The 22,426-nt window shown below is 64.5% G+C and carries 18 protein-coding genes; 7 read left to right on the forward strand and 11 right to left on the reverse strand.

Going from position 1 to position 22,426, the window contains the following annotated elements:
- Positions 1 to 217: 217 nt before the first annotated feature.
- The gene (locus C8348_RS09700) at positions 218 to 1,672 is read right to left on the reverse strand and encodes a glycoside hydrolase 64/thaumatin family protein (RefSeq protein ID WP_106753112.1); all 1,455 of its coding nucleotides are present in this window, start codon (positions 1,670 to 1,672) and stop codon (positions 218 to 220) included.
- 130 nt (positions 1,673 to 1,802) lie between these two features.
- Between C8348_RS09700 and C8348_RS09705 the strand changes: the two genes are divergently transcribed.
- The 3 genes from C8348_RS09705 to C8348_RS09715 all read left to right on the forward strand — a co-directional run bounded on the left by C8348_RS09705 (position 1,803) and on the right by C8348_RS09715 (position 3,275).
- Positions 1,803 to 2,435, forward strand: a complete 633-nt coding sequence (locus tag C8348_RS09705) for an MOSC domain-containing protein (protein WP_106753113.1) — start codon at positions 1,803 to 1,805, stop codon at positions 2,433 to 2,435.
- A 26-nt stretch (positions 2,436 to 2,461) separates the two neighbouring features.
- Positions 2,462 to 2,854 (forward strand): RidA family protein, encoded by a 393-nt coding sequence (locus C8348_RS09710; RefSeq protein ID WP_244293974.1) that lies wholly within the window; start codon positions 2,462 to 2,464, stop codon positions 2,852 to 2,854.
- Positions 2,855 to 3,017: 163 nt separating this feature from the next.
- Positions 3,018 to 3,275: a hypothetical protein gene (locus tag C8348_RS09715; RefSeq protein WP_106753114.1), complete on the forward strand. Its 258-nt coding sequence runs from the start codon at positions 3,018 to 3,020 to the stop codon at positions 3,273 to 3,275.
- Positions 3,276 to 3,294: 19 nt separating this feature from the next.
- On the opposite strand, the gene C8348_RS09720 is transcribed toward C8348_RS09715, so the two are convergent.
- A complete protein-coding gene (locus C8348_RS09720) occupies positions 3,295 to 3,633 on the reverse strand; it encodes a DUF2293 domain-containing protein (protein WP_106753115.1) in 339 nt (112 codons plus the stop codon).
- Positions 3,634 to 3,945: 312 nt separating this feature from the next.
- Here C8348_RS09720 and C8348_RS09725 point away from each other — a divergent pair, with 312 nt between their 5' ends.
- A complete protein-coding gene (locus C8348_RS09725) occupies positions 3,946 to 4,578 on the forward strand; it encodes a helix-turn-helix transcriptional regulator (protein WP_106753157.1) in 633 nt (210 codons plus the stop codon).
- Positions 4,579 to 4,581: 3 nt separating this feature from the next.
- On the opposite strand, the gene C8348_RS09730 is transcribed toward C8348_RS09725, so the two are convergent.
- A complete protein-coding gene (locus C8348_RS09730; RefSeq protein WP_106753116.1) occupies positions 4,582 to 5,511 on the reverse strand; it encodes a LysR substrate-binding domain-containing protein in 930 nt (309 codons plus the stop codon).
- A gap of 563 nt (positions 5,512 to 6,074) precedes the next feature.
- Between C8348_RS09730 and C8348_RS09735 the strand changes: the two genes are divergently transcribed.
- Entirely contained in the window at positions 6,075 to 7,064 is a 990-nt protein-coding gene (locus tag C8348_RS09735) for a DUF2336 domain-containing protein (protein ID WP_208983673.1), read from the forward strand.
- A 284-nt stretch (positions 7,065 to 7,348) separates the two neighbouring features.
- A complete protein-coding gene (locus C8348_RS09740; RefSeq protein WP_157950413.1) occupies positions 7,349 to 9,640 on the forward strand; it encodes a mechanosensitive ion channel family protein in 2,292 nt (763 codons plus the stop codon).
- 304 nt (positions 9,641 to 9,944) lie between these two features.
- Here the strand turns inward: C8348_RS09740 and ettA are convergent, their stop codons facing one another.
- From ettA to C8348_RS09780, 8 genes are all read right to left on the reverse strand, one after another.
- On the reverse strand, positions 9,945 to 11,597 hold the full coding sequence (gene ettA, locus C8348_RS09745) for an energy-dependent translational throttle protein EttA (RefSeq protein ID WP_106753119.1): 1,653 nt from the start codon (positions 11,595 to 11,597) through the stop codon (positions 9,945 to 9,947).
- A gap of 95 nt (positions 11,598 to 11,692) precedes the next feature.
- Positions 11,693 to 13,024, reverse strand: a complete 1,332-nt coding sequence (locus tag C8348_RS09750) for an NAD(P)/FAD-dependent oxidoreductase (RefSeq protein ID WP_106753120.1) — start codon at positions 13,022 to 13,024, stop codon at positions 11,693 to 11,695.
- A gap of 4 nt (positions 13,025 to 13,028) precedes the next feature.
- Positions 13,029 to 14,351 (reverse strand): NAD(P)/FAD-dependent oxidoreductase, encoded by a 1,323-nt coding sequence (locus tag C8348_RS09755; RefSeq protein ID WP_106753121.1) that lies wholly within the window; start codon positions 14,349 to 14,351, stop codon positions 13,029 to 13,031.
- Positions 14,352 to 14,430: 79 nt separating this feature from the next.
- On the reverse strand, positions 14,431 to 15,234 hold the full coding sequence (locus C8348_RS09760; RefSeq protein ID WP_106753122.1) for a hydroxypyruvate isomerase family protein: 804 nt from the start codon (positions 15,232 to 15,234) through the stop codon (positions 14,431 to 14,433).
- 132 nt (positions 15,235 to 15,366) lie between these two features.
- On the reverse strand, positions 15,367 to 16,185 hold the full coding sequence (locus tag C8348_RS09765; protein WP_106753123.1) for a ChaN family lipoprotein: 819 nt from the start codon (positions 16,183 to 16,185) through the stop codon (positions 15,367 to 15,369).
- The gene (locus C8348_RS09770; protein WP_106753124.1) at positions 16,182 to 16,865 is read right to left on the reverse strand and encodes a ChuX/HutX family heme-like substrate-binding protein; all 684 of its coding nucleotides are present in this window, start codon (positions 16,863 to 16,865) and stop codon (positions 16,182 to 16,184) included. The genes C8348_RS09765 and C8348_RS09770 overlap by 4 nt, the downstream gene beginning before the upstream one ends.
- On the reverse strand, positions 16,862 to 18,616 hold the full coding sequence (locus C8348_RS09775; RefSeq protein ID WP_106753125.1) for an ABC transporter ATP-binding protein/permease: 1,755 nt from the start codon (positions 18,614 to 18,616) through the stop codon (positions 16,862 to 16,864). The genes C8348_RS09770 and C8348_RS09775 overlap by 4 nt, the downstream gene beginning before the upstream one ends.
- Before the next feature lie 4 nt (positions 18,617 to 18,620).
- A complete protein-coding gene (locus C8348_RS09780; RefSeq protein ID WP_106753126.1) occupies positions 18,621 to 21,008 on the reverse strand; it encodes a TonB-dependent hemoglobin/transferrin/lactoferrin family receptor in 2,388 nt (795 codons plus the stop codon).
- Between the two features lie 301 nt (positions 21,009 to 21,309).
- Here C8348_RS09780 and C8348_RS21850 point away from each other — a divergent pair, with 301 nt between their 5' ends.
- Positions 21,310 to 21,756 carry a HEPN domain-containing protein gene (locus C8348_RS21850; RefSeq protein ID WP_108724194.1) on the forward strand — a complete coding sequence of 149 codons (447 nt, stop codon included), beginning with the start codon at positions 21,310 to 21,312 and terminating at the stop codon, positions 21,754 to 21,756.
- Positions 21,757 to 22,426: the final 670 nt, after the last annotated feature.

Genomic DNA, 22,426 nt, shown 5'->3' on the forward strand with positions numbered 1-22,426 from the left:
AACTTGAGGCCCGCAGCTGCCGTGCCACCTGAGGAAAAGCGCCGGGTTCCGGGTCACTGCCCGGATAGCGAGGGCACAGAGCGATGATTCTCTGCATGAAGCAGCTCATCCGGCGAGGGGCCCGAGGGGCCGCATCACCGGATGGCGCGAAGTGATTCTGAAGATTCGGCTTTTCACCGCCACCTCATCCGGCGGATCAGGCCTGCCTCACCCTGCCTCAGAGGGGCACGGGGCCGGGATAAGCCGGCGGCGTGGCGCCGGAGATCCAGGCAAGATCGGCCGGCCAGGCATAGACCGTGCCGGTCGGATCCCAGGCGCCAAGGGCTGTGAGACTGGTCCCGGCATCGACCTGACCGTCGCGGACCCAGATGAAATGGTCGGGCCCGAGGCCAGCAAAGACCATCTTCGTCCAGTCCGGCAGGGCGGGCAGGAAGCCGCCGAAGGCACCGGAGGCATTGGCGGGATAGACCCAGTTGCCGATGCGGATCGGCCCGAGCGCACCACTGCCGGCACCGATGCCGAACTGATAGGTGCCTGTCGCGGGCTGGTTGGCGGCGCTGCCAGCAGGGTCAGCGGAATAGCCCTCGGCCATCGACTGGGACAGGACGGAGACGACGATCGGCTCGGAGGGATCAGCGGTGACGAGCACCTTCAGGTTCTCGTCGGCATAGGGGTAGCCATAGGAGTTGCTGCCCGCATGGATAACCTTTGCGTAAGAGTTGCCGTAGCCGGTAGCAAAGGGCACCTGCCCTGCGAACTGGGTGCTGTCGTTGGGCCCTGCCGTGGTGAAGTAGCCCTCGTTGAGGCCGATCATCAGATTGCGGAACAGCGAGTTGGTGATGACCTGCTGCGCCGGATCGCCGAACGGATCATTCGCGGCTGTCCGGTTCTGTGGATAGATCTGGCCGTTGAAGGTGAGCGTGCCGCCGTCGCAGCGGTAGATGATGGCGCTGGTGAGGTTCGCGGCCGTGATCTGCAACGTGTCGCCCGCCGCACTGGTGAGGCTGACCACCGGATCGAAGGCGTTGCCGGCGGCAAGGAACGACCCGGACATGGTGAGCGCCGCACCACCAGCCGGGGTGTCGGATGTCAGCATAAGCGGCGCGCTCGCATTGGTCAGGACATCGACGTAGGGATCGAAGGGACGGTAGGCCTGCGGCGCGATGGTCGGACCGGCGATCATCGGCTGCCCTGTCCAGGCCTTCAGGACGGCCGTGAGGCCGGGAGGGCCAGGCACCAGCGCGGAGGTCTGGACTTTGGTGATCAACGTCGAGACAGGCGTCTTGAAGCCGAGGGAAAAGGGCGACCCGCCCGTCAGCGTGCCCGCGACACTCAGGGGCAGCGCCAGCAGGTCGACGTTGGACAGGTTGAGCCAGACGCCTTCATCGTCCTGCGTGCGGGTCAACTCGATCCAGCCATAGCAGGACGAGCCATAGGGCACCGGCGGATTGGGAAAGGGTTCCAGCCCGACATAAAGCCGGCCGCTGGTGATGGTGGTGAAGCTGATTTCTGCCCCGGGAATGTCGGACAGGGCCGTCACCGTGTTCGCGGCGATCTTGCCAAGGCCGGTGACATCGTCGGCGGTCAGGAGCACGTACAGGGCGGACTTGCGGTCGGTGACGGGGCGAAGATCAACGAGCGACAAGGTGATGCTGGCAAGCGGCGCGGCCATGGCGGCGGTCTCCTGATGCGGTGGCACTGTCCGTTGGACGCCGGCGCTGACCGGATGTGATGACAGGGCTGCACTGGCCGCTCTCCCATCCGCGCGCTATAGCTTGGCTAAGAGACAGGAGACCAGCCGCATGGCAGATGACGCAAAAACCGAGCGTGAACATGGATTCCCGGAAGGGCTCGTCCGCACACCCGGACGCCGGATCAAGGGGACGGTCGAGCGCGTGCTGGCGACGCTCACGCCAACCGACTTCCTGACCCAGGACGTGGAGACCCTGCCGCTGGCATTCGAGGGCATTGCGGGTGGCCGCCACGCCGGCTTTACCCGCCGCTCGGGCGGGCGCGAGCCGTGGTATCCGCGTGGCACGGAGATGGCGAACGAGCGCCAGATCTCGCTGCTGTCGGTCGAAGAGCTGGAGATCGTCGCCAGCCGCATGGAGCTGCCGCGCGTTGACGTGGCCTGGATCGGCGGCAACATCCTCGTCTCCGGCATCCCGCATTTCTCGCTGGTGCCGCCGCGCACGCGGCTGGTGTTCGAGAGTGGCGCAGTGCTGCGCGTGGACGGCGACAATGTGCCGTGCCGGATTGCCGGCAAGGGCATCGCCGAGCACTACCCGGACCGGGAGGGCCTGGATCTCCTTTTCCCGCAAAAGGCACGCAACCGGCGCGGATTGGTTGCCTTTGTCGAGAAGCCGGGCATCATCCGTCCGGGCGAGCTTGTGACGGCCCATATCCCTGAACACTGGCTGTATCCGAAGGCGTGAGCCAGGACAGCCGCGAAAGGACCGAGATGCTTCCGATCCACCACATGATCCCGGGCGGCCCGCGTCCGGTCGCCCCGTTCTCCCATGCGGTCGAGGCCGATGGCTGGGTGTTTGTCACGGGCCAGATGCCGACCGATCCCAATGCGCCGGACGCGCCATTGCCGGAAGGCGTGGCCGCCCAGACCGCGCGGGTGATGGAGAACCTCAAACTGGTTCTGGCCGGAGTAGGTCTCGGCCTCGAGCACGTGACGATGGCCCGCGTCTACCTGACCGAATTCGAGCGCGACTACGCGGCGATGAACGAGACCTACCGCGACTTCTTCATCCCCGGCCGCTTGCCGGCCCGCACCTGCATTGGCGTGACGGGACTTGCGGTCGGCGCACTGGTCGAGATCGACCTGATCGCGCGCAGGCCCTGAGCGCCCGGCTCCGCAAACAGCACAGCCCTGTGGCGGCCCTGTGACGGCCTGACGCGGGGCATCGCGCCGCAGTGACCTCGTGGGCTTCAGCAGTCATCTACGCAGTAGCGCGTAAGCAGTTTCCCTGCCGCGCCTGTGTTCGCTCTGACCCCCGAGGCCCCTCATGTCCGCCCTTGCAACTGCTTCCAGCCGCAAGACCCCGCCGATCCTGCTGCTGCGCATCCTGATGCTCGTGCCGGTGTTCAACCTGTTCCTGCGCGAGGCCATTCATGGCTCGGATGAGGACCGGCTCTGGTTTGCCTTCAACATGGCGGTGCTCTGGCTGCTGGCAATTGCCGCCTTCGGCTATCCCGCCATCATCCTTCCGGCCCTCGGGCTGGTGGCCATGGCCTTCCTTTGGATCCTGGAGACCGTGCGCTGAGGCTTTGCCGGCAGGCGGCTCAATCGCCCGTCAGGCCAACTGACTGATCTTCCCCATCGTCCTCGCCGATGCGGCGCGCGCAGCCCCAGTCCTCGAACACCTCGTTCATGGCCGGGGCCACAAAAAAGCGTGCCGCATCGCGGTCATAGCCATCATCCAGTAACAGGTCGTAATCGGTGTGGGTGTGGCGCACGTGGCTGGCGAGGCCCTGCCAGACCGCAATCGAAACCGGCAGATGCCGCAGGTGTCCCGCCTGCGCCGCCTCAAGCACCGCTCCCGCATCCAGCATCGGAATGCGGGGCGCCATCGCCCTCAGGGTCTTGCGCAAGTCCTGCTGCCGCTTTGTGCCTGGCGCCACTGCTGTCTCTGCCCCTGCCCGTATCAAGCCTTGAAGATAGCACAAGGCTCTTCGCCGCGCCCTCCCCTGCCCGGCTCTCAGGCCACTCATCACCCAGTACATCACGCCGCAGGGCATCGGGAAGCCGTGTCCGCCGCCTGGCCGCAAAGGGCCACTGCGGGCGCAAGGCAAAGGGCGACAGGGACAGCAGCAGCCGGGACAGGATGGTCATCGCACACCTCGATAAAGAAAGCGATTTCTTTCTTAATTGGAGCGCCCGAATATGAAAAGAGAAAACTTTCTATATCTTGGGTGTCGTGCTACAAATCCGGCATGTCCGATCGTACCCGCACCCGATTGCTGAATGCCCTGAAGGGGTCAGGCCCGCAGACCGCCGCCGAGCTTGCGACAGCGCTGGCCGTGACGCCCGTGGCTGTCCGCCAGCACCTCGATGGCCTGGCCAGCGAGCAGCTGGTCGATTTCGAGGATCAGAAGGGCTCCGTTGGCCGGCCGCGCCGGGTCTGGGCGCTGACGGCAGCAGGACATGCCCGTTTTCCCGATAATCATTCGACCCTGGTCGCAGGATTGCTGGGCGGCTTGCGCCAGCTTTATGGCGAAGAGGCGCTGGACCGGCTGATCGGCTTGCGTGAACAGGAAAGCGAAGCGCTGTACCGGGCCGCCCTGAACGACGCCCCGGACCTGCCAAGCCGCCTGCAGCGCCTGGCCGAGTTGCGCAGCCGCGAAGGCTACATGGCCGAAGTCGAGGCCGAGAGCGATGGCAGCTGGCTCTTCATCGAGAACCATTGCTCGATCTGCGCGGCGGCAACAGCCTGCCAGGGCTTTTGCCGGTCGGAACTGGCGCTGTTCCGAAAGGTCGTTGGCCCGGACGCCGCCATTGAGCGCTGCGAGCATCTCCTGTCCGGCGACCGCCGCTGTGTCTATCGGGTCACTCAGCTCGCAGCCTGAGACCTAAGCGCCCGGCGCATCCAGATCCGGCACAGCGACCCCAAGATCACCGAGTGTCGCGGCGAATGTCTCCCGCAGCGTCTCGAAGTCCTGCCGGCGCGGCGATGATTTACGCCACACCAGCCCCACCATGCGCGCAGGCTGGGGGTCGGAAAAACGCAGCAGGGCCACCCGGTCATCGCGCACCTCGACATCGGCGCAGATCTCGGGCAGGAGCGTCACGCCATATCCGGCAGCGACCATCTGCATGACAGTCGCCAGACTGGTCGCGCCAAAGGCAGAGCGACGACCACCGACAACCGCCTGGCAATAGTTCAGCGCCTGGTCCCGCAGGCAGTGCCCCTCCTCCAGCAGCAACAGATCCTGCTGGCGGATATCATCGACACTGACCCGCAGCCGTTCATCGAGGTCAGGCCGATTGTGCACGGCAAGCAGGAACCTGTCCTGGAACAGGGGCAAGACAGCCAGATCGGGCTGCGAAACCGGGAGCGCCACGATGACCACATCCAGGTCGCCGTCCCCAAGTTCAGCCAGCAACTGATCCGTCAGCGTTTCGCGCAAAGTCAGTTGCAGGTCGGGATGACTGGCCTGCAGCACCGGAAGCACGCGCGGCAGCAGATAAGGCGCAATTGACGGGATGATGCCCAAGCGCAGCGGACCACTGAGCGGTCGCCCCCGATGTCTGGCGTAATCCGCAAGATCGCGCACATCCGACAGGATCCGCCGGGCCCGGCGCAGCACTTCCTCTCCGTCCGCCGTCAGACGCACCGCCCCGCTGCGCCGTTCGACCAGGGCAAGGCCAAGTTCCAGTTCGAGGTCCCGGATCTGCATCGACAATGCCGGTTGCGATACGGACACAGCTTCCGCCGCCCGGCGGAAGTGACGGTGCGTGGCCAGGGCATCGAGATAGCGCAATTGGCGAAGTGACAGCATTTGATAAGAATATCTGATCAAAGAAACAAATCAATCCGATTGGACCTGATCGGATGCTGCGGGCATGTTAGTGCCAGTTCGCTTGGCCCCAATGGCGCAAGCCAGATGCGTCCAAGCAGGCTCCTCGCATGTTTCTACCGACAGGGCCCCGCCCTGCGTGATGCCAAATCTGCCGGTAACCATGTTTCCATTTTGATGCCCGACTTCGGGGGCGATCTGCGGATCGCCCCTCTTTTTTGGGCCAGGTCAGGCCCGCGCAGGCCCCGCCGCCCGTTCGAGAAATGGCTCCAGATTGGCGCAAGTCTCCCATCTTACCGAAGCAGAACAACCAAAATCTGGAGACATACTCGATAAAAATTGAACAAAATATCGATCAAAGAAGTATAAGTTCAACGCATACAGATTTTTCTTATCTTTAAAACTGCCCACTAGAAGGGTCACATGTCCAAAGGGCCGGGTGATTTCGAATGGTGGAAGCTTATAAGACTGAGCTCGTGAATTTTCAGGATCTATCAAGTGAAACAAGTGCAGATAGACGAGCGGAACTAGCCCGCCATGTCGCCGTGCTGTTTTCGTTAACTTCAGAGAAATGCACGGACGAACAGGTCGACATCTACGACTCCGTCCTGCTGCGTCTGGTTGACATGGTGGAAACCGAAGTGCGCCGTTTCGTCGCCGAACGGCTATCGGAACTGCGCCGGGGACCGGAACGCACCATCCGCCAGTTGGCGAGCGACGAGATCGACGTGGCAGAGCTGATCCTGCGCCGGTCCCATGTCTTGCGGGATCGTGACCTGGTCGACATTGCCGATGTGCAGAGCAATGCGCACCGGCTTGCCATTGCCCAGCGCGAGATGTTGTCGGAAGAAGTCACCGACGTGCTGGTGAAACGCGGAGATATCCGGGTGAAACGCCGGGTGGCCGCCAATCAGGGCGCGACATTCTCTCCTGCAGGCATGGCCGGACTGCTGGAGGCCGCGTCTTCGGACCAGCCCCTGCAACTCGCCCTCAGCGACCGCACGGATCTGGCCGAAGACCAGATCCAGGAACTCGTCTCGGTGGCCACCGAAGCTGTGCGCCTGAAACTGGCCGGCACTGCTGCTGCGGCTGATGCCGAGAAACTGCCGCAGGCCGCCAGCATAGCCGCCCAGCGGATGTCCAACGACTACTGGCTGAGCCGTTATGACTTCGAGACCGCACGCGGCCGGGTCATGACCATGGCCCGTGATGGCCGCCTGACCGAGGCGACCTTGCGCTGGTTTGCTGCCGATGATCGTTTTGCCGAGGCGGTTGTGGCCTTTGCCTGCCTGACCCGCATCGGCCTGCACGAGGCCAGCCACTGGATGGTCCGGCTCGATGTCGATCCCTTCCTGACCGTCGCCAAGGCACATGGCTTTACACCGCTGACCGTGGCAACCTTGCTCAAGGTCGGCCCTTGGCGGCACCGGCTGTCGGTTCAGGCCCGCGCCATGGCCCTGGCCCAGTATGAGGCAATGCGCCCGGACGAAGCCCGCCAGAAGCTGGCGCATTGGGATGACATGGTCACCCACTGATGCCAGGCAGATGGGGACCGCGGCCCATGGCCGGCCCAACCAGTGAAAAGCTGTGCAGCCTCTGAATCTCGTAAGGCCCCTCTGCCCCTCGGCACAGGGGCCTTTTTCCGCACATCTGACGCAGGTGAAGCCAGCCCGTGTTCGCCGCAGCAGGCCGGCGGCCAACTTGTCACCCAGCACCATTTCCGCTTTTATGCCGCGTGGTTACAAGGGGGCGCGACGCAATGATCGATCTGGTTCAGGCAAAGGGTACGCAGGCTGGCCGGCCACATAGCAGTCCCAGCTTGTTTTGCAGCCTTTGCTGGCGCGGCATCCTCACCCTCCTGCTCCTCCTCAGCCTCGCCGCCCTGCCTGCCCGGGCGCAGAACCAGCAACCACCCGCCGATGCAGCGGGCATCACCGCCGTGCCGCAGCAGCCCGTCGCCTATGACATTTCGGCCTACGACCAGTTGTCCAAGGACATGGGCCAGACCATGACCGAGACGTTCCAGTTGCGCGGCGCGGTGCAGCGGATCCTGGCCGAATTGCCGGAGTTGCCGGCCAGCATCATTGCGACCCTGCAAACCAAGTCCCCGGATGGCAGCCTCGGCTGGCTTTGGGGTGCCGTTCTCGTCACGCTGGCTGCCATTCTTGCCGGAACTGGCACAAAACTGATTTTCCGCCGGTGGGCCAAGGCGGTCTATCTCGCCCGCTTTGCCCGGCAACCCGAGACAAGGACCGAGAAGATTGCCTTTCTTCTCGGCCGGGGTGTCGTCATGGGCCTCGAGATCATCACATTCCTGCTAGCCGCATGGCTGGTTGCGGTGATGCTGCATGAGGACACGGAGGCCGCACGGATCACCGTCATGACCGGCCTGTCCGCCTATACGACGTGGCTTGCAGCGCGTTTGATCTTTTTCAACGTCCTTGCACCTGACTCCGCGCATCACCGGATGCTTGCCCTCAGCGATCAGGCAGCAAATGGTCTCTACAATGCGATCAGGGCCGGTGTGGGCATCTCCATCCTTCTGTTGGCGATCTGCCTGTGGATGTCGCGGCTCGGCCTCGATCCGGACGCCCACAAACTCGCCCTTGTCGGCTCGGCGGCATTCTCCACGCTCGTTCTGTCGGCCATTGCGGTCCTGTGGCGCAAGGATGTCGCAGGCGCCATCCTGGGCGCGGAGCAGACAGAGCCTGTTGCGCTGGTGCAGTTCATAGCCCGGATCTGGCATGTGCTGGCCATCCTCTATTTCGTCTTCGCCTTCGGCATGTCTTCCGTCCGCATCCTGCTCGATCAACCTTTTGCCATCGGATTGGTGGCAGCACCGGTGCAATCACTGATCGCGGCATTGGTCCTTTATGCGCTTCTCCTCCTGGTGATCGACCGCCTGCTTCCACGCCTCGACACCCGGCGGGCCCAGGCCGCACTCGTGAGTGACATCGAGCGCAGTGCCGCAAACTCCGGAGAGGCACGCGACGAGGCCGCGAACGCGTCCCAGGCCGAGGCCGAAGCGCTTGAAAACGAAGCCGCCCGTGCGCCTTACCGCGAGTTGCTGGACCATGGTGCCGGTGTGCTGACACTTGTGTTCTCTGCCTGGCTGCTGCTGCAGGCCTGGGGAATTTCGATCCAGGATAAAAGTTCGATCATCGGCAACACGGTTGAGATCGCGATTGTCGGCTTTCTCGGCTACATGGCTTACCAGGCCGTCGAGATCGCGGTGGCCCAGGCCATGCGGCGTCAAAAGCCGCCCGGAGATGCCCATGATGGCGCCGAGATCGAAATCGGCGGCCAGGGCGACTCGCGCCTGTCGACGCTGCTGCCAATCTTCCGCAACTTTCTGCTGATCACCATCGTGGTGATCTCCGGCATGCTGATCCTGTCGCAGATGGGCATCGACATCGCGCCGCTGTTTGCCGGCGCCGGTGTTGTCGGCCTTGCCATCGGCTTCGGGGCGCAGACCCTGATCCGGGACATTTTCTCCGGCGCCTTCTATCTGATCGACGACGCCTTCCGCAAAGGCGAGTACATCGATATCGGCGGTGCCAAGGGCACGGTGGAAAAGATCTCGATCCGCTCCATGCAACTACGCCACCATCGCGGGGCGCTGACCACGGTGCCCTTCGGCGAGATCAAGCATGTGCAGAACTACTCGCGCGACTGGGCCATAATGAAGCTCGCCTTCCGTGTCACCTATGACACGGACACCGAAAAGATGCGCAAGATCATCAAGAAGTTCGGCCAGGAGCTGCTGGATGACCCTTACTACGGGCCAATGTTCCTCGATCCGCTGAAGTCACAGGGCATCCTGTCGATGGAGGACAGCGCGATGATCGCCCGCGTGAAGTTCATGTCAAAGCCCGGCAAGCAGTTCGAACTGCGCAAGGTGATCTATGCCGGCCTACAGGATCTGTTCGAGAAGAACGGCATCCACTTCGCCCACCGCGAGGTGACCGTGCGTGTGGCCACCGAAGATGGCCACGTGATCCACAACCCGACACCAGCGCAGATCGCTGCTGCCGGCGCAGCCGTGCTGGGCAGCCTGGACGGGGCGACCGGGCCGGATGGCGCCCCCGCGCCGGGACAGCCGGCGCAGTGATCGGGCTCCGGCCTTTACACGTCATTCCGGACAAGGCGAGCGAAAGCGAGCCGCAGATCCGGGGCCTGTCCCGGGCCTGACCCGGGATCCAGCGCATCTGTGCGAGCGCAAGCGAGCCCATTGCCAGATCATTCCGACACGGCTCGCGCCTGATCCCGTGTGTCGCGCTTCGCGCGGCTGATGTCTGGATCCCGGCTCGGCGCTTCGCTTTCGCTCAGCTTGGCCGGGATGACGATGGAGAGTATGCAGCCAGTCAAAAAAATCCCCGGGGCATGCCCCGGGGATTTTGTTTTACCGTGAGGCCTCAGCGGGTCAGCGGCTTGTACTTGATGCGGCGCGGGTCGGCTGCATGGGCGCCGAGGCGGCGGACCTTGTCCTTCTCGTAGTCCTCGAAGTTGCCCTCGAACCATTCCACATGGCTGTCGCCCTCGAAGGCGAGCATGTGGGTGGCCAGACGGTCGAGGAACATACGGTCGTGCGAGATGACCACGGCGCAGCCGGCGTAGTTTTCCAGCGCGTCTTCGAGTGCGGCCAGCGTTTCGGTGTCCAGATCGTTGGTCGGTTCGTCAAGCAGCAGCACGTTGGCACCCTGCTTCAGAACCTTGGCCAGATGCACGCGGTTGCGCTGACCTCCGGAGAGATCGCCGACCTTGGCCTGCTGCGCCGGGCCCTTGAAGTTGAAGGACGAGCAGTAGGCGCGCGAGTTGATTTCCTTGTCGTCGAGGTAGATCACCTCGGCGCCGCCAGAAATTTCCTCCCAGACGTTGTTGGTCGGGTTCAACGCATCACGCGACTGGTCGACATAGCCAAGGCGCACGCTATCGCCAACGATGATCTCGCCCGAGTCCGGCTTTTCCTGGCCGGTCAGCATGCGGAACAGGGTCGACTTGCCGGCACCGTTCGGACCGATGACGCCGACGATGCCGCCGCGCGGCAGCTTGAACGACAGGTTGTCGATCAGCAGGCGGTCGCCAAAGCCCTTCGAGACGTTCTTCAGCTCGATGACGTTGGCACCAAGGCGCTCGCCGACCGGGATCATGATCTGCTCGATCGACGGAATGCGCTCTTCCTGCGCGGACAGCAGATCCTCATAGGCCTTGATACGGGCCTTGGACTTGGTCTGGCGACCCTTCGGCGACATGCCCATCCACTCGCGCTCGCGGGCGATGGCGCGACTGCGCGCCATGTCCTCGCGGCCTTCCTGGACCATGCGCTTGGTCTTCTTCTCCAGATAGACCGAGTAATTGCCCTCGTAGGGGATGCCCTGACCGCGGTCCAGCTCGAGAATCCAGCCGGTGACGTTGTCAAGGAAGTAGCGGTCGTGGGTGATGATCAGCACCGAGCCATTGAACTCGCGCAGGTGACGCTCCAGCCAATGGACGGTTTCGGCGTCCAGATGGTTGGTCGGTTCGTCAAGCAGCAGCAGGTCCGGCTCGGACAGGAGCAGCTTGCAGAGTGCAACGCGGCGGCGCTCACCACCCGAGAGGTTGTCGACCGGGCTGTCCGACGGCGGGCAGCGCAGGGCTTCCATCGCCATCTCGACCTTGCTCTCGAGGTTCCACAGGTCCTCGGCGTCGATGATGTCCTGCAGCTTGGCGCCTTCCTCGGCCGTCTCGTCCGAATAGTTCATCATCAGCTCGTTGTAACGGTCGATGATCGCCTGCTTGTGCGCGACGCCTTCCATGACGTTCTCAAGAACAGTCTTGGTATTGTCGAGTTGAGGTTCCTGCGCCAGATAGCCGACTTTGGCGCCTTCGGCAGCCCAGGCCTCACCGGTGTAATCGGTGTCGAGGCCGGCCATGATCTTCAGCAGGGTCGACTTACCGGCACCGTTCGGACCGAGGATACCGATCTTGGCGTCCGGGTAGAACGACAGGTGGATGTTGTCGAGAACCTTCTTGCCGCCCGTGTAGGACTTGGAAAGGCCATGCATGTGGTAGATGAACTGGCGCGCCATGGGGCCTCGCGTCTCCGTGCTTGAAGGGGAATCCGGGGATCTTTGGAGCGCACTATTACGGGAGATTGTCGCGCCGGGCAATGGGCGTGGCGCACCTACCCCAGCCAGTCCTTCAGCCCGTACCACCAGTAGGCGGCCTGGAGGTAGTGGCGGCGCAGGGGGGCGAGGGGGAAGGAGCGCAAGGGGCCGCGCAGGACCTGCGGCACCTGCCAGGGCGGGGTTTCGTCCAGCGCCAGTTCGGCCGCAAGCGCGCCGGCCTTCGAGCCCATCGCCACGCCATTGCCGTGATAGGCAAGGGCCGCAAACACTCCGGGGTAGCCGGGAACGCCGCCAACATAAGGGTTGAGATCCAGCGCCAGACAGACCCGGCCCGACCAGTAATGCGTCGTCTCCACATGGGCGAGCGCCGGGAACAGGGCATCAAAGTCCGACCGGATGAGGCGCCGCAGCCGGTTCGTCTCCCGCATGGAGCCGAAGATGCCGCCACGCATGCCAAAGAGCATCCGGCCGTCAGGCAAGAGGCGGAAGTAATGCAAAAGCGTGCGGCTGTCCGAACTCATCACTGGACTGGTCCAGCCCTGCGACAACCGCTCCTCCTGCGTCAGAACGCGGGTGACCATGACATTGGACATGACCGGCAGCAGACGGCCCTCGAGCCAGGGCAGGAGATCCTCACCCAGATAACCGTTACCGGCCAGAATGACCCGGCGCGCCAGCAGCCGGCCCTTCGGCGTCTCCACCCGCCAGCGACCCGCCTCCGGCACGATATCAAGCACCGGCGAATTGCCGAAGATCGACTGATCCGCCTCGCGCAACGCCCGCGCCAGCCCGCGGACATATTTCAGCGGATTGAGACCGAACCCGTGCGGGGTGAACATGCCGCCATGAACGCCGGACGCCGACAGGCCTCGTGCCGCAAGGTCGGAGGGCGTCAGCATCTGGCTGCCGAGGCCAAAGCGGGCGTTGACGAAGGCGCTCTCCGAACGAAGCGCCTTCAGCGCCGACGGCTTGTGCGCCAGAACCAGTTCGCCGCTTCCTGTCTGATCGGCGGAAATGACGTGCTTGTCGAGGAGCCGGCCCACATGGGCAATGGCGTCCACCTGCAGCGCCACAAAGCGCTGCGCCTCATGCTCGCCGTAGGTGGCAACCAGGTCTTCCGGCGACCGCTTCGACCCGCCGATGCAGCAGAAGCCGCCATTGCGCCCCGATGCCCCATAGCCAACCTGATGCCGATCGAGCACGGCAACGGAGGCGCCAAGCTCCGCCGCCCGAAGCGCCGCGTTGAGGCCGGTGTAGCCCGCGCCAACAATCGCAACATCGACCGCCAACGCCTCGCCCTTCGCCGTCTCCAGCTCCGGATCCGGCACGAGGGGCCCGACGCTTTCCTCCCAGAAACTACCGATCGGAAGGCCGGGCTCGTCGATCATGGGGTCAGATCCCGAGCCGGTCGCGCAGCGAGAACCAGGTCATTGCCAGAACGAGCAGCGGGAAGCGCATGCTGGCCCCGCCGGGGAAGGACGGGATGCGGATGCGCTCGAACACCTCGAAACGTGCCGTATTGCCCGCAACAGCCTCGCCGATCAGGCGCCCGGCGAGACAGGCCATCGCAACGCCGTGGCCGGAATAGCCAGAGGCATTGAAGATATTGGGGGCGAGCCGGCTGAAATAGGGCATCCGCTTCGGCGTGATCGCCAGCGTGCCGCCCCAGCCATAGTCGATGCGCACATCGGCCAGCTGCGGGAACACGGATTTCAGCGGCTTGCGCACGAATTCGGGAATGTCGGCCGGGAACCAGTAGCCATAGGTCTCGCCGCCGCCGAAGAGCAGGCGGTGGTCATGGGTCATGCGGAAGTAGTTGATGACGAACTTGCTGTCGGCCACCGCCACACCGCCCTGGATCAGGGCTTCGGCACGCTCAGAGCCAAGCGGCTCGGTGACAATGATGAAATTGTTGATCGGCATGACGCGGGCCGAAACCTTCGGCTCAAGCTTGCCGAGATAGCCATTGCACGCCAGCACCATGTGGCTGGCCTTGACCTGCCCGCCGGCCGTCGTAACCGTAATCTTGCCGCCGTCATTGCGGTAACCGGTGACGGTCGAGGCTTCAAATATCCGTGCGCCGGCACGCTCGGCCGCCCGGCCGATGCCGAGGGCAAGGTTCAGCGGATGCACATGCCCTGCCCCCTTGTCCAGCGCGCCGCCGTGGTAAAGCGGGCTGGCCAGACGCGCCTGGATGGCCGCGCGGCTCAGCACCTCGATGTCGTGATAACCGTAATGCTGCGCCAGATGCTCGGCGTAGTCCGCGTGCTCGCGGGCGATGTCCGGGCGGTGGTCGGCGTAGAGGATGCCAGGCCGGTAGTCGCAGTCGATCTGATGTTTGCCGATCAGCTCATGGACAATGGCCTTGGAGTCCTCGGCAAGATCCCACAAAAGCCGGGCGTCGGACTTGCCGACCATATCCTCCAGCGTGATCTGGTCGAGCCGCTGGCCGGAGCCCACCTGCCCGCCATTGCGGCCCGAGGCGCCCCAGCCAATGCGATGCGCCTCCAGCACGACCACCGACAGGCCGGCCTCCGCCAGATGCAACGCGGAGCTGAGCCCCGTATAGCCGCCACCGACGACGACAACATCGGCCGTCACCTCGCCGGCCAGCGCCGGATACCCGGTCTTCCACCCGGCCGTCGCCGCGTACCAGGAGTTTGCATGCTGTCCCGGACGGTCATTGGCGGTGAGAAGATCGAGGGATTTCAGCATTCGGGTCTCTGACAACGGAAAATGTGATCACGTTCACTCGTCCAGCCAGTGTTTCCGGACTGCGCCGCGTTGGCAAGACCTATCCTGCACCCCTCCCCTTCCGGAACGCCGCAAGCCAGGTGAGGCCGGCTTCTGTTCCGCCAGCCCCGGACATGCGGGGGCGGTATTCGGCGCCGATGTGGCCGGTGTAGCCGAGGCGCTGGAGGCCGTCGAGGAGCGGGGGATAGGCGAGCGTGCCCTGGTCGGGTTCGCCGCGGTCGGGCACACCGGCGATCTGGATGTGGCCGATCTTCGGGAAGGCCTCGGCGATGGCGGTGGCTGGATCTCCGCCCATGCGGGCGACATGGTAGCAGTCGAGCAGGAGTTCGGCCTCCCCGCCCATCTCCTCGATCAACGCCAGGGCGCGGTCCACCGTCGAGACGAAATAGCCGGGCACGTCGAAGGTGTTGATCGGCTCCAGCAGGATGCGCAGGCCCTGCGGCCGGGCCGAGGTGAGCGCGTGGCGCAGGTTGGCGAGGAACGCTGCGTGCGCCTCAGGGCCCTCGGCCTTGCCGGCCATCAGATGCACGGCCCCTGCCCCGCAGGCTGCCGCGTAGGCAATCGCCGCATTGATGGCCGCGCGCGCCTCGCGCTCGCGTCCGGCCAGGGCCGAGAGGCCGAAATCGCCCGCCGCGACGTCGCCCCTTGCCGTGTTGAGCGCCAGGATCGGCAGGCCCGCCTCTGCGGCCGCGGATTTCAGCTCATCCGCCGGAACAGCGCCGGGGCCCACGTGTGGCCAGTGCAGCTCCACTGCATCGAACCCGGCCCGCGCCGCCGCAACGACGGCCTCGGGCAGCGGCCGGTCCGTGAAGAGAAATCCGAGATTGGCAGAAAACCGCAGCATGGCGAGGCCTCGGGCATTTGAACCCCAAACAGTCGAGCCCCAAGCCTAGACCAGATGCGCCGCGATGGCAGGCCTTTTGTGCCGCGCCTTGTGCAACTCGGTGTGCCTCTCCGTGTGTCGTCGCGCGCGGCCTCACATGTCCAGCGGATCCATCACGAAGACCGCATCGGCAATTCCAGGCGCCGGTCTCTCCGGCGCGGTGTGCGGCAAGAGCACCGTGACATGCGCGAGGCCGAGATCAGCCAGCTGCGCCGGCGTGCCATGGCCGAATTCAAGATGACCCCGGCCGATGATGCCGACAACCAGCGGCGCGCCCCTCGCCGCGCGGGCTTCAGCCATGCGGCAGGCGAAGGCGCGGTCCCAGACCTGCTGCGCGCGGACGAAGCGGTCAAAGGCCGGATCGTCGGGGCTGGTGACCTTGCGGTTCGGCGCGCCGCCGCCGGTGAACTCGAACAGGAAGCGGCGATAGGCCGGGGTCGCAGGCAGTGCGGGCGTCACCCCGTCCCGGTCGGCGTCAGGGATGGCGTCCCAGCCACCGATGCCGACTTCTGTCACCAGCGCGCGGCGGCAGTTGAGCCCCAGCATCGGCAGGCGGAACTGCCGGCAGAAGCGGAACAGCGGCAGGTAAATCTCGGCCGGGAAGCCCCAGACCGTGCCCCATTCGGCCTGATCGAGAAAATCGGCCTCGGTCAGCTCACCCGCCACCCAGCGCGCCAGCACCGGATCAAGCCGCGCCGGGACCATCTCGAAGCCGACCGCGATGTCGGCGCGATGGGCGAGGAGGCCGGCCAGAACATGCAGCTGCCAGCGGTGCTGCGCCGCCTTGTCGTGCTGCTCGCCCAGGAGCACCACACCGGCGCGGGCAGCACGGGCGAGCACCTCGGGATGGGCGAGGACGGCCCCGTCGGACGGCCGGATCCATTGGCCGGGGGTCATGACGGCCCCGCTCATGCGAGCGGCCCGATGGCGAGGCCGGTGCGGTTGCCCTCAGCGTCCAGGGCATGGCGCCAGCCGTCCGCTTCGTGCCAGGCGGCGACGGTGCCGGCCTTCAGGTGCAGGTGGAAATCCGGTGTCATGATGTTGAAAAAGCCGCTCATCGGCTTCACCGCCTCGACCTTGCCCTGCCACTGCTGGCGCACGCTGGCGGTCTCGAAACGGATCGTCACCGGATCGCCGCCAACCAGCGCCTCAAGCACCGGAGCGGCGGGATCGCCCCCGGTCTCGGGCGGCGTGGCCTCGGCGGCGGCCCGCTCGGGCGCGACAGCCGGAATGCGGGCAAAGAGGCGCAGCGCCGTCTCGAAGGGCTCGGCCCCCTCCAGCCCCACGACGGAGACGCCCGGCTCGCCGCTGGCGGTCATGAAATCAAGCCGCGGCAGGACCTTGTCCTTCATCACCGAGGAGGTGTCGTAGTGCAGGCTGTCGAGGGAATTGAGGTCGATGACGGCCGCGTGGCAGGCGCCGGACAGGGTGACGCTGTGGTCGGTGATCTCGGCCGTGTCGAGGGGGCCGATGCGCTCGTGCAGGCTGCCGGCGCTCCGCACAATGACCATGATGCGGCCAAGGCCGGGAAGCAGCGGGAAGACGGCGGCAGGCTGGACGTCGAGACGGTGGCGTTTGACTTGATCGGTCATGCGAGGGCTCCGGCAAGTGGGGCTGGCAGCGGTTGACTTGAACGGTCGGCGGCGGCTGCGGGGTCAAGGGCGAGGATCTGGAAGGGCGCGAGCCCTTCGGGCGGGCGATGGGCGACGCAGATGATCGTGGCGCCGGGCAGTTCGGCCCTGACCCTGGCCAGCAGGTCCACCTCGCTGCGGGCATCAAGGGCGCTGGTCGCCTCATCCAGGATGAGCACGGCAGGCCGGTGGATGAAGACCCGCGCCAGGGCAAGACGCTGGCGTTCGCCCATGGAGAGGCCCGCATAACCCTCTGGCCCAGGCAGATCGAGCGCTGCGAGCTTGTGCCCCAGACCGGTCTCCCGGAGGGCCGCCTCGATGGCGTCACGGCCCACGTCCTCCGGCTCCCGTGGATAGGTCACGGCATGAGCGAGACCTTCGGGGAAGACACGCGGGGTCTGCGGCAGCACGAGGCGCGGCCCTTCGGGCACGCTGATGCGGCCCTCGCCAAAGGGCCAGAGGCCGGAGAGCGCCGCAAGCAGCGTGCTCTTGCCGGCCCCTGAAGGCCCGGCCACCCAGAGGCTCTGACCGGGCTGCAGCGTCATATCCGGAACCGGAGCCAGCCGCCTGCCCTGCGGAGTGGAGAGCGCCACACCTTGCAGCTTCATGCCGCCGCCGGGGGCTGGCCCCCGCGTGATCGCTTGCGGCACGCCCCCAGGCGTCTGCGGATTGCGCGTCAGCGCCAAAAGATCATCCAGACGCTCCGACACCGCCACGAATTCCGCGAGATCCCGGTAGGAGAAGATGAACCAGCTCAGGGTCGTTGCGGTGGTGGAGAAGCTCTGCGCCAGCTGCATCAGCCCGCCGAGGGTCAGGCTTCCGGCAAAGTAGATGGGCAAGGCCAGAAAGGTCGGAATGCGCAGGATCGTCTGCATGTAAGGCCGGACGAACAGGCCGAGGATGACTTCGGCGCGGATAAGCCGGTGCCAGTTGTGGCGGATCTCGCCGAACCTGCGCTCAAGGCGGCGGCGCTCGGCCTCCTCGCCGGAAGACTGTGCAATTTCGTCCGTGCCTTCACGCAGCTGCACCAGAGCATGGCGGAAGTCCGCCTCGCAGCGCTCCTGCTGGAACACCAGCCCCTTGACCGGCCGGCCCAGCAAATGGGTCAGGAGGCTCGACACAGCCACATAGAGGAAGGCGGCCCAGACCATGTAACGCGGAATTTCCACGTCGAAACCAAACAGGTGGAAGCTGAGTGGCACGGCTGAAAGTGACCACAGCACCGCCACATAGGAGACAAGGGCGACCGCGTTTGAGATCACGTCCAGCGTTTCGATGAGCAGCCGCTCGATGAACTTGCGGCAGTCTTCGGCAATGCGCTGGTCCGGATTGTCCACCGGCTGCGCCGAAAAGCCGGGGCGCAGATGCCAGTAGGCCTTGTTGGCAAGCCAGGCATCCTGCATGCAAGCCGTCAGCCGCGCGCGCAGGTGCATCTGCAGCCGTTTGCGCAGCCAGTCGCCAACAAGGAAACACGCGGCGGCAGCCGCAGTCAGCGCGGCGAAATGGCCGACCTGGAGCAGGGCTTCTGCGGCGTCCCGCCGTTCCAGCGCGTCATAGAAGGCCCTGTACCAGCTGATGATCTGCACCGACACCCAGACGGCGGCAAACTGCAGCCCGAGCACCACGGCATAAAGAACAAGCGCCACCGGCGCGCCGGGTCCTGACGCGGCAAGCCGCGTCAGGCGATAAATGCGGGCAAGAACAGCGCGCATCGGATCAGAACTTCACGTTGAACGAGGCCTGGAAGGTGCGGCCGGGGCCGGTCTGCAGCTCGAGCGGGTTCTGGTTGGCAATGGCCGAGGTCGGCCGCGTGGTCATGCCGGCGGCGGAGGCCTCGAAATAGCGGGTGTCGAAGACGTTCTTCACGCCGAGATCAAGGCTTGCCATTTCGGTGACCTGCCAGGAGGCAAAGACATCGAGCACCGCATAGCCGCCCGGCTTGAAGCCGGTGGGCGAGGAGGTCTCGTAGACCGGCGCGGCCATGCGGGTCATCGCATCCAGCGTCAGGTTGTACTGCGGCAGCGCGTAGCTGAGGCCGAGCACGGCGGTGAGCGGCGGCAGGGTGTGCGGCGTCGAGGCAGCGCCGGCTGCGGCCTTCTGCGTGCCCTTCTGCCAGGCGACGCTGGCGGTGGCGGTGAGATCCTGGGTCAGGCCATAGGCGCCCTCCACTTCCACGCCCCAGACGGCCACTTCCGACAGGTTGCGGTAGGTGTAGTCATTGGTGCCGGGCGGGTTGTAGAAGCTCTCGATGAAGTCGGTGTAGTCGGCGCGGAAGCCGGTGATCGACAGGTAGCCCCGCTCGATCTGGGCGCGGACGCCGGCCTCGAGGCTGCGCACCTTTTCCGGCTTCAGGTTCGGCGCCGGGATCTGGTCGAAGCTGGCCCCGGGCACGGAGGTGAAGAGCTGCTGCGCCGTCGGCATCTTGAAGCCTTCGCCGTACTTGCCCCAGACCGACCAGGTGTCATCGATGTGATAGAGCGCGCCGAGGCTCTTCAGCAGCGCCGTATCCTCCCGCACGCGCGGCTCGGAGCCGGGCACAACCTTGTAATCCGGATTCGGACGCGGATTGATGCGGTAGGTGGCCAGACGCAGGCCCGGCGTCAGCTCCAGCTTGTTGTCGAACAGGCCGATCTTGTGCTGGGCATAGACATCGGCCCGGCGCGTGTCGGAATTGGCAAAGTTGAAGCCGCCCGCCCGCGCCTCCGTCACCGCGCCGGTGGCAAGGTTGGTGGTGCGGTCAAGGCGCGTGTAGTCGACCCTGGAATAGTCGCCATCGAAGCCGAAGGTCAGCTCGTGGTCGGTGGAACCGAGGTCAAACCGCTTGGTTGCCTGCACATCCAGCTCGAAGAAGTTCTCCTTGTAGGAGAGATAATCCTGCAGGACATAACCCTGACCAGCGCGGTTGCGTCCTGTCTGGACGCCCTTGCGGTCATATTTGTGCGGCGTGTAGGCGAACGTCGTCTTCAGCTCGTCGAGGAAGCCGCTGTCCGGCGTCCAGCTGTGTTCCAGCGCGAAGCGGTTGCGCGTCAGGGTCAGGTCGCGGTCATAGCCGGTGATGACATTGCCGTTGGTCTGGACCCCGCGCGTGCGGGTGTAGTCCACGTCGGTCGTGCGCCGCAGAAGGTCGGCCGAGGCCTCCAGCCGGTGCTCGTTCGACGGCGTCCAGACGAACTTGAACAGGCCGCGATAACTGTCGGCATTGATCGGGTCGAGCTTGTCGCAGGGCAGCTGGCCGGCAGAGAGCACGCGCGGGCAGCCATAGATGCCGCCGTCGGCGCGGGCGTTGGAGAGTTTGGCCTCCTTGGCTGCCTGCCGCGACACGGCCGCCATCACCGCGAAGGTCTCCGACCAGCGCTGCGCGAACACGCCCGAGGCAAGGCCCGAGCTGTTGAAACTGTCATAGGCGACGCGGCCCTCGCCGCCCATCTTGCGGCCCTTCAGCACGTCTTCCGGGTCCAGGGTCTCGACGGCGACGACACCGCCCAGCGCATCGGCGCCCCACAGCACAGAGGCCGGGCCGCGCACCACTTCCACCTGACGCACGAAGTTGAAGTCGAGATAGTCGCGGGTGCCGTCGGTGATCCGCTCGGCGACGCGCGAGCCGTCCACCTGCATCTGCACCCGGTTGCCGCCGACACCGCGGATGGTGAAGCCGGAGAAGGTGTTGAACGGATCGGTGGCCGAGGTCTGGCGCTGCACGGTGACGCCGGGCAGATAACGGGTCAGCTGCTGCATGTCGGAAATGCCGAGCTGCTTCAGCTCCTCTCCTGTCACCACGGACACATGCGCCGGCACATCCAGCACGGCGGTTTCCTGCCGGTCGGCAAACAGCGTGATGCGGCTGAGCTGGGTGATGAGGCCCCCGGCCTCGGGCAGCGGGGCAGCCTCGGCAGCCGCCGCCGGGGCAGGTGCCGCAGTCGTTGCCGCAAGGGACCCGGACGCGGGCTTGGCCGCTGTCTGACCGCCGGTTTGGCTGCCTGACTGGCCGGCTGTCTGGCCGACCGTCTGGGCCAGCGCCGGCGACGCACCGGCTGCGGCGCAAAGGAGAGCGAGGCCGGCGACGCTCGCCAGCCAAAGGGCATCGCGCCCTGGAGCAACAGACATGAAAAGGCTCCCGAAAGGCCCGCGACGTTTCAGTCCGGACCGCGGTTCAAGGAAGGGATCGCTTGCTTTGGGCTGGCAAATCCGGCGCGCACCATCCGCGCTGCACCGTTATGGGAGGGAGTATTAAAATATGAGGTGTGGAGTCAAGTATTAATGCACAACATAGTCGACGCAAGCGGATGAGGAGATAGGAGGACTGACCTCTGTGGAAAACACCAAAGAGGGAACCTGCCGAGCTGCCTTTAACTTCGGAAGGATGAGAGGATCAAGAATATAAAACCCTGATTAAGGAGATGAAAACATGAATGAATCATTTCTCCTAACTCCAATTGGAATGTTGAACTACGGACACTCCTATTGGACTTCGGCGCGATCACTGCAGAAAACCCAAAGAGATTGCACCCACCCAGACGCGCCAGTTGATTTTTTATTTTTCCATGCGATAGAGTTGCTTTTAAAATCTTATTTGTTATCAACCGGAGTAGCAATTAAAGACATAAAAACACATAACTTTGAGAAGCTGTTTGAGTATGCAATGGAAAATGGACTAAAAGTAACAAAATTCGGCATTACCGCTTTTTGCGAAATAGCAGACCTATACATTCATAGCCGATACATCAGCAATCGATTTGGTCCTGTAGCAGATCATGAACTATTGCATGAGCTTTGTGTCGAGCTTTGGGCCCAAGTTGATCCAGTCGTACGAAAAGGTGCTGGCATCACAAGGGCCCTGCAACAGCCGACCTAGGCTTGATTGTACTGCGAGTTAAGGTGCCACACTTAACGCAACGGCGCAGAATACATCTGAAAATGGTGGGCCCGGAGGGAGGAAAGGCCGTGTACATCCCGAAGCCCTGAATTCCAAGGCACCCCGCATTCCCAGACACTTCCAGATACATTCGCGGGTTCAATGATGTGTACGGTGTGCGAAAAGTAGTGTCAACAATATGGAATGTCTCGCCGGGGCCAGTCGGTCCCGGTTCCCGCTATACGGAACCTCCTGCGGCTGCCCTCTCCTCCGGTCTCACCATGCGCGAATTCCCGCCGTCCCGCCTGCTGCGGCGCGATGCTGACGGCTCCGATATGCTCATCCCTGTGATCCGGCAGGGGTAGCCTCACGCCCTTCCACGACGATTTTTTCCGACCCTTCGGAGCGGGCCACGTGTCCCGCCCCGATCCGCCAGCGGACCGGGAAAAAAATAGTCGCGGAACCTTGGCGATCGGTGACTGACAGCTCGGCGGCTCTTATGCCCTCCGGGCACCGCCATGCCCATTCTGTAAGCTACCCCCGGAAAATCGGACAGTGACGGAAGCTACGATCTGACGTCTGCTGGTCTCCAAGAACGAGGAGATCAGGACATGAAGAAACGCAGGAACCATGATGCTGGGTTCAAGGCCCGCGTGGCGCTGGAGGCCGT

It is taken from the genome of Pannonibacter carbonis, from assembly GCF_003012935.1.
GTDB lineage: Bacteria > Pseudomonadota > Alphaproteobacteria > Rhizobiales > Stappiaceae > Pannonibacter > Pannonibacter carbonis.